Source organism: Gilliamella sp. X-23 (assembly GCF_057063545.1).
This window is the reverse complement of record NZ_JBXSQG010000009.1, coordinates 53,857-68,018: the sequence shown is the minus strand read 5'-3', so window position 1 is coordinate 68,018 and position 14,162 is coordinate 53,857. Positions and strand designations below refer to the sequence as shown.

Annotated in this window: 16 protein-coding genes; 7 read left to right on the top strand and 9 right to left on the bottom strand. The window is 33.4% G+C overall.

The window, feature by feature from the left end; translation table 11 throughout:
- Window positions 1-57 precede the first annotated feature (57 nt).
- The 3 genes from ACYH9I_RS07465 (at window position 58) to ACYH9I_RS07455 (ending at window position 3,138) form a co-directional block, all read left to right on the top strand.
- A complete protein-coding gene (locus ACYH9I_RS07465; RefSeq protein WP_483560044.1) occupies window positions 58-1,830 on the top strand; it encodes an AAA family ATPase in 1,773 nt (590 codons plus the stop codon).
- 116 nt (window positions 1,831-1,946) lie between these two features.
- Window positions 1,947-2,468: a bifunctional 3-hydroxydecanoyl-ACP dehydratase/trans-2-decenoyl-ACP isomerase gene (gene fabA / locus ACYH9I_RS07460; RefSeq protein WP_483560042.1), complete on the top strand. Its 522-nt coding sequence runs from the start codon at window positions 1,947-1,949 to the stop codon at window positions 2,466-2,468.
- Between the two features lie 193 nt (window positions 2,469-2,661).
- Window positions 2,662-3,138 carry a thermonuclease family protein gene (locus ACYH9I_RS07455; RefSeq protein WP_483560040.1) on the top strand — a complete coding sequence of 159 codons (477 nt, stop codon included), beginning with the start codon at window positions 2,662-2,664 and terminating at the stop codon, window positions 3,136-3,138.
- Window positions 3,139-3,361: 223 nt separating this feature from the next.
- On the opposite strand, the gene ACYH9I_RS07450 is transcribed toward ACYH9I_RS07455, so the two are convergent.
- The 5 genes from ACYH9I_RS07450 to ACYH9I_RS07430 form a co-directional block, all read right to left on the bottom strand.
- On the bottom strand, window positions 3,362-3,637 hold the full coding sequence (locus tag ACYH9I_RS07450; RefSeq protein ID WP_483560039.1) for a DUF5339 domain-containing protein: 276 nt from the start codon (window positions 3,635-3,637) through the stop codon (window positions 3,362-3,364).
- 171 nt (window positions 3,638-3,808) lie between these two features.
- Window positions 3,809-4,018, bottom strand: a complete 210-nt coding sequence (gene cspE, locus ACYH9I_RS07445; protein WP_483560037.1) for a transcription antiterminator/RNA stability regulator CspE — start codon at window positions 4,016-4,018, stop codon at window positions 3,809-3,811.
- 305 nt (window positions 4,019-4,323) lie between these two features.
- Window positions 4,324-5,133: a pyrroline-5-carboxylate reductase gene (gene proC, locus ACYH9I_RS07440; protein ID WP_483560035.1), complete on the bottom strand. Its 810-nt coding sequence runs from the start codon at window positions 5,131-5,133 to the stop codon at window positions 4,324-4,326.
- Between the two features lie 344 nt (window positions 5,134-5,477).
- Window positions 5,478-7,103, bottom strand: coding sequence for a hypothetical protein (locus ACYH9I_RS07435; RefSeq protein ID WP_483560034.1), 1,626 nt, complete (start codon window positions 7,101-7,103; stop codon window positions 5,478-5,480).
- Window positions 7,104-7,341: 238 nt separating this feature from the next.
- Window positions 7,342-8,283, bottom strand: coding sequence for a type IV pilus twitching motility protein PilT (locus ACYH9I_RS07430; RefSeq protein WP_483560032.1), 942 nt, complete (start codon window positions 8,281-8,283; stop codon window positions 7,342-7,344).
- Between the two features lie 37 nt (window positions 8,284-8,320).
- On the opposite strand from ACYH9I_RS07430, the gene ACYH9I_RS07425 reads away from it, so the two are divergent.
- Together ACYH9I_RS07425 and ACYH9I_RS07420 are read left to right on the top strand one after the other, a co-directional pair.
- The gene (locus ACYH9I_RS07425) at window positions 8,321-9,022 is read left to right on the top strand and encodes a YggS family pyridoxal phosphate-dependent enzyme (RefSeq protein ID WP_483560031.1); all 702 of its coding nucleotides are present in this window, start codon (window positions 8,321-8,323) and stop codon (window positions 9,020-9,022) included.
- A 36-nt stretch (window positions 9,023-9,058) separates the two neighbouring features.
- Entirely contained in the window at window positions 9,059-9,616 is a 558-nt protein-coding gene (locus tag ACYH9I_RS07420; protein WP_483560029.1) for a YggT family protein, read from the top strand.
- Between the two features lie 260 nt (window positions 9,617-9,876).
- On the opposite strand, the gene ACYH9I_RS07415 is transcribed toward ACYH9I_RS07420, so the two are convergent.
- The 4 genes from ACYH9I_RS07415 to corA all read right to left on the bottom strand — a co-directional run bounded on the left by ACYH9I_RS07415 (window position 9,877) and on the right by corA (window position 12,651).
- Entirely contained in the window at window positions 9,877-10,299 is a 423-nt protein-coding gene (locus ACYH9I_RS07415; protein WP_483560028.1) for a YcgN family cysteine cluster protein, read from the bottom strand.
- The gene (locus ACYH9I_RS07410) at window positions 10,296-10,544 is read right to left on the bottom strand and encodes a YcgL domain-containing protein (RefSeq protein ID WP_483560026.1); all 249 of its coding nucleotides are present in this window, start codon (window positions 10,542-10,544) and stop codon (window positions 10,296-10,298) included. Before ACYH9I_RS07410 ends, ACYH9I_RS07415 begins: the two co-directional genes overlap by 4 nt.
- Before the next feature lie 22 nt (window positions 10,545-10,566).
- The gene (glk, locus tag ACYH9I_RS07405; RefSeq protein ID WP_483560025.1) at window positions 10,567-11,526 is read right to left on the bottom strand and encodes a glucokinase; all 960 of its coding nucleotides are present in this window, start codon (window positions 11,524-11,526) and stop codon (window positions 10,567-10,569) included.
- 183 nt (window positions 11,527-11,709) lie between these two features.
- Window positions 11,710-12,651 (bottom strand): magnesium/cobalt transporter CorA, encoded by a 942-nt coding sequence (gene corA, locus ACYH9I_RS07400; protein ID WP_483560023.1) that lies wholly within the window; start codon window positions 12,649-12,651, stop codon window positions 11,710-11,712.
- Window positions 12,652-12,869: 218 nt separating this feature from the next.
- Here corA and ACYH9I_RS07395 point away from each other — a divergent pair, with 218 nt between their 5' ends.
- A complete protein-coding gene (locus tag ACYH9I_RS07395) occupies window positions 12,870-13,388 on the top strand; it encodes a single-stranded DNA-binding protein (RefSeq protein ID WP_483560022.1) in 519 nt (172 codons plus the stop codon).
- Between the two features lie 110 nt (window positions 13,389-13,498).
- Window positions 13,499-14,161 carry a MarC family NAAT transporter gene (locus ACYH9I_RS07390; protein WP_483560103.1) on the top strand — a complete coding sequence of 221 codons (663 nt, stop codon included), beginning with the start codon at window positions 13,499-13,501 and terminating at the stop codon, window positions 14,159-14,161.
- The last annotated feature ends 1 nt before the right edge of the window (window position 14,162 follow it).

Here is a 14,162-nt window from a genome sequence, read left to right as displayed (position 1 = left end):
CACCTGATACTTGTTATAATTTAAATTTAAAATAAGCTAACAAAAAAGATAACAATTTTGGCCATTACACAACTCAACGCACAACAAATCCAACCTAATTTATCTTATATTTCTGGATTTAGTAACAAAACTAATACTTCAAAAGAATTAGCATTAGAAAAATCGGAACATTTACTCATGTGGCAACCACGTGTTGCATCTGCCTTGTCGCTGTTGTGCCCTAATAAGAGAGTATGCTATAGCCCACGTTTTATGTTGCTTAAAGCCCCTGAAAGTGAACTTTTTTTTGAACTATTACGGCAAGCTATTAAAGTCAATTTATCAGCTCCCCCAATCGGTTACAGTTATTTTTTCAACGAAAGCAAAATTATACTAGCTGAAGCGAAAAGCAAACAAGATAATTTTGCCACTCAAGACAATTGCTTATTTGCCTCTTCCGTTGATGCTGAAAAACTTTTTGGTTGTGTTAGACAACCTGAAAATAGCCCAATTAAATTACAAGCAGGACTAGTCCATCGTACTAATGGTGGCATTTTAATTTTAGGCCTTCGCTCGTTGCTTAATCAACCATTGCTATGGGCAAAGCTAAAGCAAATGGTGATAAAAAAAGAGTTTGAGTGGATTTCATCTGACGAATCTCATCCTTTACCTTTATCTATTCCACCAATGCCGCTTGACTTACGTATCATTTTAGTTGGAGATAGATTAAGTTTAGCTGAATTGCAAGATTTGGAGCCTGAATTTTATTCAACATCTATTTATGCTGAATTTGAAAATGAATTGCAGGTCAAATCGCCAGAACAAATCGAACAATGGATTAATTATTTAAATTTTATCGCGAACAAACAACAATTACCTAATATTGATACCTTAGCTTTTGCAAAAATTTACAAAGAAGCAACGCGCTATACTGGTGATCAATATTATCTACCACTTTCAGTTGACTGGATTAATTCATTATTAGTCAATGCAACTTACTTTATGCAAAATAATGTAATAGATGAATCAGCAATTACAATTGCGATAAAGAAAAAATCATGGCACGAAGGTTATTTGCAAGATAGAGTGCATGATGAAATCTTTAGTAATCAAATAATGATTAATACTAAAGATCAAGTCATTGGACAAATAAATGGTTTATCAGTAATTGAATATCCTGGAAATCCCAAAGCTATAGGTGAACCTACACGTTTAAGTTGCCTTATTCATTTTGGCGATGGTGAGCTAATTGATATTGAACGCAAAACAGAATTAGCCGGTAATATTCATTCAAAAGGAATGATGATCATGCAAGCCTTTATCATGTCTGAGTTTGCGTTTAATCACCAATTACCTTTTTCGACTTCTTTGGTTTTTGAGCAATCTTATAGTGAAATTGATGGTGACAGTGCTTCGCTTGCCGGACTTTGTGCAATCATTAGCGCTTTATCTCAGCAACCTATCGATCAGCAATTGGCTGTAACTGGTTCAGTGGATCAATTTGGTCATGTTCAAGCAATTGGTGGTGTTAACGAAAAAATTGAAGGATTTTTTGCCGTTTGTCAGCATCAAGGCTTAACAGGTCAACAAGGAGTGATCATACCAGCCACCAATCAACGCCATCTAAGTTTAAGTGATGAAGTTATTGAAGCTATTGAACAAGATAAGTTTTCAATATGGACAGTTGAACATATTGCCGATGCTCTTTATTTGCTTACAGGTATTCCGTATAAAGATAAAAGTAGTATCAATCTTTACCAATTAATTCATGCACGTATGCAGGCAGTATTATTACAAGACAAAAAACAAGATAGTTGGCTAAGTAAATGGCAAAAATATTGCAAAAAGTAGCAATACCCAATAAACTTTAGCCCAAAATTTTATTCATTGTGGAATAAAAAAGAGATCTAAGTAACTTTCAATTTTTTAAGGCATGTTTTAATTTACATTAAATAAAAGGTTTTTTTATGACATTTGAACGTAAATCATCGTACGATAAAACTGATTTAATTAAATCAGGAAATAATGAATTATTTGGTCATGATGGCCCACCATTACCATCTGATTTAATGTTAATGATGGATCGTGTTATCGAGATGAATGAAAACGGTGGTAATTTTGGCAAAGGTTTTGTCGAGGCCGAACTTGATATTAATCCTGATTTATGGTTTTTTAAATGTCATTTTAAAAATGATCCAGTTATGCCTGGCTGTTTAGGGCTTGATGCTATGTGGCAACTAGTTGGATTCTATTTAGGTTGGATTGGCGGTAAAGGTAAAGGACGAGCTTTAGGTGTTGGCGAAGTTAAATTCACTGGACAAGTATTACCAGCCAATAAAAAAGTGACTTATAAAATCCATTTTAAACGCGTAATTAACCGTAAATTAATTATGGGTATTGGTGATGGTGAAGTTTTTGTTGATGGCAAACTAATTTACCAAGCGTCTGATTTAAAAGTAGGTCTATTTCAAGATACCAACGCATTTTAATTTAACGTTATCTTTCTCTATCAGCTTTACTCTATATGAGTAAGGCTGCATGTCATGGCTTTTCTTATCATGTTCAAAACATAAGTAATTGTGAAATAACTGATTAATTTTCAAATAAAAACAACCTCGCAGCTTACTGAGTTTCAATAACCAATGTATAATAATACAAATTTTATATCTTCCCTTATTAATAATGAATCACTTAAAACGTTTATTTGTTTGTATCATTTTATTTTGTTTATCAAACACATTAGTTTATGCTGATTTCAGCGGTAAAGTTGTTAAAGTCATTGACGGTGATACAGTGGATATTTTAACCGTCAAAAAACAAAAAATCCGTGTTCGTTTACTTGATATCGATGCCCCAGAAAGAGGACAAGCTTATGGTAATGCATCTCGTAAATATTTAGCATTCCTTATTTCGGGTAAAAATGTATTTGTGAAAGAAAACAAAAAAGATGTTTATAAAAGAACCTTAGGTACTATTTTCTTAAATAAAGTTAATATCAATGCAAAAATGGTCGAAAATGGTTATGCTTGGGCATATCGTTATCATAACGTAGCTAACAATAGAATAATGGTAAAACTCGAGGCAAATGCTAAACAAAACAAAAAAGGGCTATGGAAAGATAAACATCCAATAGCTCCTTGGGATTTTCGTCATAGATAGCCAAACTCGCATTAGATATATAAATACAATTCGAATGTGTTGCGTGCGTTCGTTTATTGTAAATTCGACCTGTATTTAGCATCAATCTTTATCGCTTTCCCCAGAGGTTATATGCTAACATTGTTCTAGGCATAACGCGTTGTTATTGTTAGTTTTTAGCGGAATCATATTATAACAACATCTTTATGCCTTTTTATTTTTTTGTTGAAAATCAACCGCCCTACTATTTTTTAAGAAAGCTTGCTCCAACTTGTTGAAGTAAATCCATACCTTGTTTACAAGCTGACTCTTGATTAGCTGCAGGCATTGAGGAAATTTGTTGTTTACCCATTTCTAAATTTTGTCTAATTAAATCAGATTGTTGTTTAGTTAGAGAACCTTTAGGAATAGCTTTGACTAAACTTTCAACTTTATCAAAATAGGTTTTACATAATTCAGGTAAATCCGCCATAGAAATTGAAGAAAAACCTAATAACACAATAAACAGTAATCTTTTCATTTTCTTTCCTTATATCATAAGTTTGTTGATAATATCATTAAAAATGATAATTAATACTAGGAATAGCCAGAATATGGTAAAGAATTTAAGGAGGGAAGTCTATATAAGAAAATACCCTATCAATAACTATTTACCGATAGGGTAGCAAAATTAAAAAATAAAATTTAAATCTTAGATGATGGTAACATCCGCTGCTGCAGGACCACGAGGACTGTCTTGAATTGAAAATTCTACTTGTTGACCTTCACCTAATGTTTTAAAACCATTACCAGAAATCGCAGAAAAGTGTACAAATACATCTTTGCTACCATCCGCAGGAGAAATAAAACCAAAACCTTTACTTTCGTTGAACCATTTAACTTGACCAGTTTTCTTAGACATAATAATCTTCCTATAAATAAATTAATCTTAGCCACTAGAGGCTATATTCAAAAACATAAAACCTAGGTTACTTAACTAACACGAAGAAGAAGATACTGAAGAAAACTAATCTCTAAGACAAAGTAAACTACAAACTACATATATCTAAATGTTATAAAATAAATCCGCATGTCATATGCTTAGCTCTATTTACGCATAAAAAAGCAAGTAATGCAAGCAATCATTTAAAAAAGATTATTAATAATTAAAACATAAAAAATTATAACTTTTAATTCAACGATATAACATTATAAATTTATGCCTTATTAACTCTCGGCCATTTCTTTTGATTTTTTTATAGCTGCATCTACCGCATTAATAACTGCAGATCTAAATCCTTTTTCTTCAAGCGCATGAACAGCTTCAATGGTCGTACCAGCAGGTGAACAGACCATATCTTTTAACTCACCTGGATGTTTACCAGATTCAAGTAACAGCTTTGCCGATCCCATAACTGCTTGTGCTGCAAATTTGTAGGCTTGAGCTCTTGATAAACCGCCTTTCACAGCACCATCAGCTAGTGCCTCAATAAACATAAAAACAAAAGCTGGAGAAGAACCACTCACACCAACAACTGCATCGATTAAATACTCAGAAACAACTTCAGTTTCACCAATACAATTTAATAATTGTTGAACTATAGACAATTCTTCATCAGTAACTTCAGTGTTGGGGGTAATAGAGCACATAGCAGCATTGACAAGTGCTGGCGTATTTGGCATAACTCGAATAATTTTTTGTTCATAACCTACACATTTTGCAATTGTTTTAATTTTAACACCCGCTGCAATTGAAATAACGATAGTATTCTTCTTTAATTCTTTTTGAATATCATTAAGTACATCAACAATCACATTAGGTTTAACTGCAACAAATACAATATCAGACTCACGAGCAACTTCTCTTGCTGAATCCAAATTATTAATTGAATAAGTTTGATTAAGAGCTTGACCTTTTTCTAAATGAGGATCATAAACATAAAACTGTGTTCTTGATACAATATTACTGCCCAAAATTCCTTGCAAAATTGCCGTGCCCATGTTTCCTAAACCAATAAAACCAATTTTTTGTTCCATTTATTAATCACTTTTTAGTATCTATGCTTGTTGACAATTATAGAATATTTTTTGATCCAAAACCCAACTTTTACCAAAAATAGTTTATTGTTAACTATATTCACAAGTATTTTTAAATCTAAAGTTAATTTCTGTTAGAACTTATGAGCAATAATTGGGTATTTTATTTTTTATCGAAATAAACAAAATAAAGTTTTGGATAGTATTAATTGAAAATAATTTACATAACATATTATTGTTTAGCTCACAACTACAGAATTCTAAGTGACTATTAGGCAATAATTTACTACTTTTTTCTTGTCTAAATAGTCGTAATTAGATACGTTTTAAATTATAAAACTCAACTAAGGGCTAACGCATGCTACTCTAAAGTCTAAATCATCACCACCTCTATCGCCAACAATGCCTATATTTGTATCTACAACATAATTAAAGATATCATTAAAATCGTGTTTGTAATGAAAATCTGTAGTCCAATAATACCCTCGAAAATCCCCCCAAGCAGGCTCACCAACAAGAAAATATTCCCAATCACTATCTTTATAATAGATTTTAGTCGTCCGTCCCCATTCACTAAATAGCCCCCCCATCCAATAACCATTCTTTTTATAACTGATTTTTCGCGAATAGAATTCTTCAACTATACCATTTTGCCAATTCACAAGACCACCTCGTCTGGCATTGGTCAAGTCATGTACTTTTGTTACGCGATATCCACCACCATTAAAAGTATTACAAAACGTTACAGCATTTTGATATCCACCTGCACCGCCTTTTTTAGCCACATACCAACGCTCTAGCTTAAAACTATATAACGGTTGATTATTTGTATCCCTCCAATAAAATGTTGAAGGTATAAAAGTCCCTGGATGTTCAAAATTAGGGCCAGTTAAGGTAACTTTTACTAAACCAGTAGGATAAGTGTTTGCCGCATGCAATTTGAGTGTTACTCCCCCTTTAGAAATCGTATTACCATTAGTATTAATAAATTCTTTCGCTTTTATCCCTGCAACGCTCAGATAAAAAAATAGATTATGAGAACCTGTGGATGGAAAATTTGCTCCAGGATTAACTGAATTATAAGCATAAAATCCCCTATGCTTATTCCACTCACCATTCACAGGGTTGATAGAGGAAATTGCTCCGTCATAAGGGATTACACCTGAATGAAAATCAAATTCTAAATTCGGTTTTGCATAACAAAATTTTGGTCTATCAATTTTAGGATAAAGATAATAGGTATGCTTTCCACCCATAAATTTACCACTTTGAGATGGTATACCATATTCAGTTTTAATGCTGATATCCCCGACTTCTAACGTTAATTTATAAGGAGCATCACACCCATTGAGTAAGCTATTAGCATTATGCTTCACATAATCAGTAATATCTTGATCTTCTATATTTTGCCATTTTATTTTTAATCTACTACTCTCTTTACCTTGAATAACATCGCCATCATCATCTTTCAAGTAGCCATGACTTTCAAGAACTCTATCGGTTGATACATGTGGATAGTTTATAAATGGTACAAATGTTTGTATATCTGTAAAAGTTGCATCTGATTTATCCAAAATTATTGGTTCTTCCATACTTGAGCTATCTTCTGATGCATTAATAACCTTATTACCAGGCAATGTAATTGATAACAATGGAATAACTGAATTTGCGTGCGTCACTCCATCATCAAATGTTAAATATGGCGCACTGCCATGAATCTTTCTCTCTGTCATTGCTGAAAGCCCAGCTATTGCATTGCTTGATGTAATTAAGCTCAATAATGCAACTATTGTTCGACAAATACAGCGTTTAACACTCAACTTTAACAGAATTACAGCCAAAGCCCGGATATGTACCTGATGATTTAAAAAGGGAATAGAAAGCTTAAAAATTGACGATGCCTGTGAAACTAATTTAGTAACTTGTTCAAAAGCATATCTTTTTTTTTGTTTTTTTGTTTGTTTCTTCATTTTAATCGCTTGTTCGAACTTATTTTGTTTTAAAAAATTTACTTTTAGAGCCTGAAATACAATTGTGTGGTAACTAACAAAACAACGTTGTAAATTATAAATGAAAAAACATATCATTTTAATGTAAACTATTATTTTTTTTGTTAAAATTTGTAAAGATATCTTATTTTCCATTCTGAGCTATACAGTTAAATAGATAAAATTGGTTTACGCTCAAACAGGATTTCGATTTAATAAATTACAGCTCCACCATAATTTGCATACCATACTGCTGCCCTGTCTGCATAAGTGAGAAGATCTGCTTCGTTTTGCCTTCATTGATCAAATTACTAACTGCTGGAGTATTAATCAGTATTTCAAATAAAGCTTTACGTCCATTATTATCTGGAACTAATTTTTGACTTATAACAGCTCTTAGACTTGTTGATAATTGAGTACGAATAAAATCTCGTGAACTATCTTCAAATACATCGATGATACGATTAATGGTTTGAATAGCAGAACGCGTATGCAACGTAGCAAAAACTAAGTGACCAGTTTCTGCTGCTGTCAATGCCGTTTGGATAGACTTTTTATTGCGCAATTCACCAAGCAATATAATGTCAGGATCTTGCCTTAAAAGGCTATCAAGCGCATGGTCAAAATTCGTAAGTTCCCGTTGCTGAATTAATGAATATTGATTGTGATAAATAAATTCAATAGGATCTTCTAAAGTAAGAATGTGTTTAGATTGAGTCGAGTTAATGTGCTCAATTAATGATGCAAGCGTCGTCGATTTACCACATCCTGTAGCCCCCGTGACTAAAATAATCCCACTGTCATGCGTTATGAGTTCTTTAAATACCTCGGGAGCACCTATTTCTGCTAAATCTGGAATATGAGTTTTGATGATTCTAAATACTGCAGAAATACCACGCTGTTGATAAAATATATTGATTCTAAAACGCCCTATTCCAGGAGATTGGTAGGCTAAGTCAATTTGTTTATCTTGCTGTAATTGCGCTTTTTGTGATTCATTGAGTAACGTTAATAGTTCACCTTCTAAGTCTAAAGGCGATAACTTTTCATTTGATAAACATTTTAATTGTCCATTAATGCGAATGCGTGCAACTTCACCACTTGAAAGGTGCAAATCGGATGCCTTTTGCGTTACACTAAGCGATAACAGTGAATTTAACATTACATTTAACCTATTAGTTTATTAATTGGGAATTAATATGAATACAGTACGTGACAATTTACTCACTATTAAAAGCAAAATTCAAAAAATAACCGAAAGATGCGAAAGAGATCCCAATACAATAGAACTTATTGCTGTTAGTAAAACAAAGCCGGTGACCTTAATCAAACAAGCAATTGATGCAGGTCAACTTTCTTTTGGGGAAAACTATGTTCAAGAAGGTATTGAAAAGATCCAGCACTTTAAACAAACCCTTCCCAATACTCCATTAACGTGGCATTTTATTGGTCCATTACAATCAAACAAAAGTAAATTAGTTGCCGAACACTTCGATTGGATGCATACCATTGATCGCTTCAAAATCGCACAACGTTTAAATGACCAGCGCCCTACATCAATGGCTAAATTAAATGTATTAATTCAGGTCAATATTAGTCAGGAAGCAAGTAAATCAGGGATTTTACCTGACCAAGTCGCTGATTTGACTAAGCAAATACTTACATTACCCAATTTAAAGTTGCGCGGTTTAATGGCTATTCCTGAAATCGAAAATGATTTTGACAGACAATTACATGTCTTTACTAAAATGCAGGAACTGTTACATTCTTTACAATCCGATTATCCATTTATGGACACATTATCTATGGGCATGAGTAACGACATGGAAGCGGCGATTGTTGCAGGTAGCACAATGGTTCGCATCGGTACGGCAATTTTTGGAGCAAGGCAGTATTTGTGATATATTGCCTAGATAGTTTATTTTAAGGAGTGTTAAATGGCATCGCTTTATTTTTTAGGAAAAACCCTTTTAACGATATGCTTATACGTTTTAATTTTGCGCTTATGGATGCAACGAGTACGAGTCAATTTCTATAATCCATTTACCCAATTTATTGTCCGAATAACCCAACCAATTATTGCTCCATTACGTAAAGTTATTCCCTCTATTAAACAGATAGATACAGCTACATGGGTTCTTTTATACTTTTTTGCTTTCATAAAAATTACGTTTATTGGCCATTATGGAGTCATCAATAATTTTAGCTGGCCTGTTGGATACCTCTTATATGCCATTGCTGCCATCGCTCATGCTTTTGGACATCTACTATTTTTGTTATTACTATTTAGAGCAATTTTAAGCTGGGTAAGCCGAGGACAATCGAATGCTGATGAGTTGCTTGCACAGCTAACAGAACCATTTATAGCACCAATTCGACGCGTCGTACCACCTATTGGTATGATCGATATTTCATTTATGATTTTTGTATTTATTTTGATGTTTTTAAATATGTTTGCTATCGATATTGTTGGGGATTTATGGCTTGTACTTTAAATTCAAATAAGAGGAAACAATAGCTTCTTTAAGTTATGAACAAAGAGCTCGTTTTTTAGCGAGCTTATTTTGATCTAATAAAAATAAGTAAATAACTACAAGCCTTTCCAATACTAGAAGTTACCCAATAAAAGCAGTCAGGAAAGGTATTGATTTTATTTAATTTTTTATTCTTTTTCTTTAAGAGAAATCACATCATTGATATGCTAAATTAAATCATATAAAGGCTGGTGAACAATCTGAGGACACTATAACCCTTTTTAGAGAATATGATCTTCCCAACAAATCACATCTTTTTCATAAACAATTCGATTTTTAACAGAAATTTTTAGCTTGTGCATAAGCTTCTTATTACCTGTAATAAGAGGATGCCAATCGGGCAATCTCCCCGTTTCAGAAAAATAGCGATAAGTGCAAGTTATAGGTAACCATTTAATGGTGAGAAGATTATCGCGAGTCAACTTGATACAATCAGGTTCGTAATCGAAGCGGTTATAATAGTGCTTACACTGGCAAGTATTCGAGTCTAGCAAATTGCAAGCTACGTTAGTGTATAATATTTCGTCGGTATCTTCATCCATCAATTTATTTAAGCAACACTGGCCACAACCATCACAAAGTTGTTCCCATTCTTCATCACTCATTTGTTCTAGGGTTTTGTACTCCCAAAATGGTTCAATCATACTTTAAAATCATCTTCTTTTAACATTTGTAAAAAAAATCCATCAGTTTTAATTTTTTCTTCTATTTCATCAGAGGTACCAACAACAAAACGGCGTTTTCCGTCAAGTAATACCTTCATTGTAAACACTGGGATACCAAAAAGAGACATTATTTTTTCAGGAATAGCGGAAAAATCGTTTTCCTTTCCTATATATAAATAACAATTTTCTTTTTTAGTACTTCGATAAATATAACACCACATCATAAAAAACCTTTACTTATCAATATTATGTAAGACAATTTTGCAAATAAACACCAGCACCCAACAAACCAGGATCTTCATGAGTTATCACATAAACAGGAACTTTTTTGACTAAATATGACATACGACCTTTATGTTCAAAAGCCTGTCTAAATGGTGATGCCTTAAAAAACTCAATAAAGCGAGGCACTATGCCCCCAGCAATATAAACACCACCCTGCGTATTAAGCGTTAATACTAAGTTACCGCCAAAACGCCCCATAAAAGTACAAAAATAGGTTAAAGTTTGCAAGCAAAGTGGACAACTATGTGATAAAGCATTCTTAACAATAATATCTGGTGTAACCTCCTCTACTGGTTGACTGTTAATATGTAACAACGCTTGATAAATATTAACAATACCATTACCGGATAAAAAACGCTCAGTCGAAACTCTTCCAAATTTTTTGCGTAGTTGTGCTAAAATACGGTATTCATCGTCACTTATCATCGGAAGTTCAGTATGTCCCCCTTCTCCAGACAAGCTAATCCAACGTTCATTGACTTTAATCAAATGTGATACACCAAGCCCTGTGCCTGCTCCATAAATTGCAATGGGATAATTTAAATCAGGTTCATCGCCACCAATTTTTACAAGATCCTGTTTTGGTAATTTAGGAATTGACGTTGATACAGCAGTAAAATCATTAATTACCTCAAGCTTAATCAGATTTAATTCTTTAACAAGCTCAGAGCGTGAAAATGACAAATTGTTATTGGTCATTTTGATCACATCACTATCATCAATCGGACAAGCAATAGCAATACATGCCATTTCAACGATTATTGATTGGGATGCTAAATAGTTTTTAATTAATGTTAATAACACATCATCTTTTGCAATAAGTACTTTAGTAATTGCAGTTAACTCATTGGTCTCTAAATTATAAAGTGCAAATCGTGCATTGGTTCCACCAATATCGGTGACTAGTGCATATTGATTCATGCTATTTCCTTTGGTGACAAATTAATTTTATTCAAATAACAAGCTAGAAGAAAACATAATGGCAACTATTATTAAATAGTTATATTAAACTCTTTTAATTACCTTACATGAATAAGACAAAGATGATTTCCGCTAAACTATCAAAGTATTCACGGATAAAGACAAAAGGGTTAAGTAAATAATCTATAACCATTTTTTCAATTTAAAATAAATATAAGGAGCAACACCTGCTAGTAACATTAATAGTAATGAAAACGGGTAACCATATTCCCATTTTAATTCGGGCATAAATTCAAAGTTCATACCATAAGCAGAAGCAACCACAGTTGGAGGTAGAAACACAACCGAAACAACCGAGAAAATTTTAATAATTCGGCTTTGTTCAATATTAATGAAACTGGTTGCCGCTTGCATTAAGAAGTTCACTTTCTGAAATAATGACTCATTATGGGGAACAAGTGATTCAATATCGCGAATAACTTCGCGAGCTTGTTCTAGCTGATCTACAGGCATTTTTGCACGACGAACTAAATAGTTAACTGCACGTTGACTATCCATTAAACAAAGCCTTACCTTCCACGCGGTATCTTCAAGCTCTGCCAATGAAGTGATTGCTTCATCATAATGTTCTTGTGCAGAACGATCCATAATAATTAAACTTAATTCTTCTAATTCACTATAAATATTTTCGATTTGATCTGCTAACTGCTCAACTTTGACTTCAAATAAGTCAAGTAACACTTCATAAGGATTACCATCACTCATACTTTGATAGCGCGATCGCATGCGATACAACCGAAATGCAGGTAAATCACGTTCACGTAGTGTAAATAAACGTCCATTATGCACTGTAAAAGCCACAGTCGAGTTACCTGCACGATCTTCTGCATCTTCATAAAAGAAAAAAGAGTGAACATGTAGCCCTTCATTATCTTCAAAAAAACGAGCTGACGCTTCGATATCATCTAGCTCGATACTCGTTGCTAAGTTTTGTCCTAAATGTGTTAAAACAAAATCGCGATCGGCTTCTTCTGGTTCAATTAAATCAACCCAGGTTGCATTATTTATATCGCCTTCATTAATTTTTACTAATTGTTTGTTTTTTAGCCCAAACGCATTAATCATAAGGCCTCCTGTAGGGGAATAATCTTTTAGAACACAACATTAACAAATGTTTGGCATTATACCCGTTATAACAATAAATTCCTATGTCTAAGCCAATCTTTCTATATTTTTACAAAATGAGGACAAAATTCCATTATTGAATTAAATTCGCTGATATTACTGCAGTCTCATGTTACAATATGCGGCTTAAATACTTATGCAATTTTTAGGAGTTAATAATGGCCAATAGAGGAATAAATAAAGTCATTTTAGTTGGTAATTTAGGTCAAGATCCCGAAGTTCGTTACATGCCCAATGGTAATGCAGTTGCTAATTTTAGTGTCGCAACATCAGAATCATGGAAGGATAAACAAACAGGTGAAACCCGAGATCGTACTGAATGGCATCGTGTTGTTGTATTTGGTAAACTCGCTGAGATCGCAGGCGAGTATATAAAAAAAGGCACTCAAGTCTACCTTGAAGGACAACTACAAACGCGAAAATGGCAAGATCAATCAGGGCAAGATCGTTACACGACAGAAGTTGTGATCAATCCAATTGGCGGTATTTTACAAATTTTAGGATCACGTAATAGCGGTGAAAATATGGATGGTAGTTCACAAAACTGGGGACAAAGTGCTAATAATACTTCATCAGCACCAGCGTCTCAATCTCGTCCGACAACACAAAACACACCGGCACAACCTGCAGCTACACCAGAACCCCCAATGGATTTTGATGACGACATCCCATTCTAAAATCATCATTCATTTATCATACAATATTGGGCGTTAACTTACGCCCGCATACCATTTTCTATCCATTTCAATTATACTTAACAGAACTTTTTTCAGACCTAAATAAATCTATACTAGAACTTATACAAACTATCGGTTTTAGTTTAATTTTATTTATTCCATTAACAAATCCATTAACCACAGTGGTACTTTTATTAGGTCTATCCGGTGATATGACCAATGAAGAACGTAATTACCAATCAAAACTAACCTGTATTTATGTATTTATGATTATGGTAGTGTCGTTTTATTGCGGGCAATTGGTGATGACTACGTTTGGTATATCGATTTCTGGATTACGCATTACTGGTGGTATGATTGTTGGCATTATTGGCTTTAGAATGTTATTTCCACAACAGCCATCATATAAAAGCCTTGAAGCAGAGGCAAAAAAGAAAGAGATCTCAAATAATATCGCTTTTGTTCCACTCGCCATGCCAAGTACCGCTGGACCAGGAACCATAGCAATGATCATCAGTATGTCATCAACAGTAAAAAGTGGTGGCTATGACGTTTCCACTTGGGTTGTTTACACTGCCTCAATATTAGTGCCTTTATTGCTATGTATTATTCTTTGGTTTTGTATGCACAGTGCCGGCAGCATAATACGTTTTATGGGGAAAATTAGCATTAAAGCCACTTCAAGAATTATGGGATTTTTATTAGTTTGTGTTGGTACACAATTTATAATCAATGATGTTAAAGAACTTATATTAAGCTTGCCTAATATTTAAT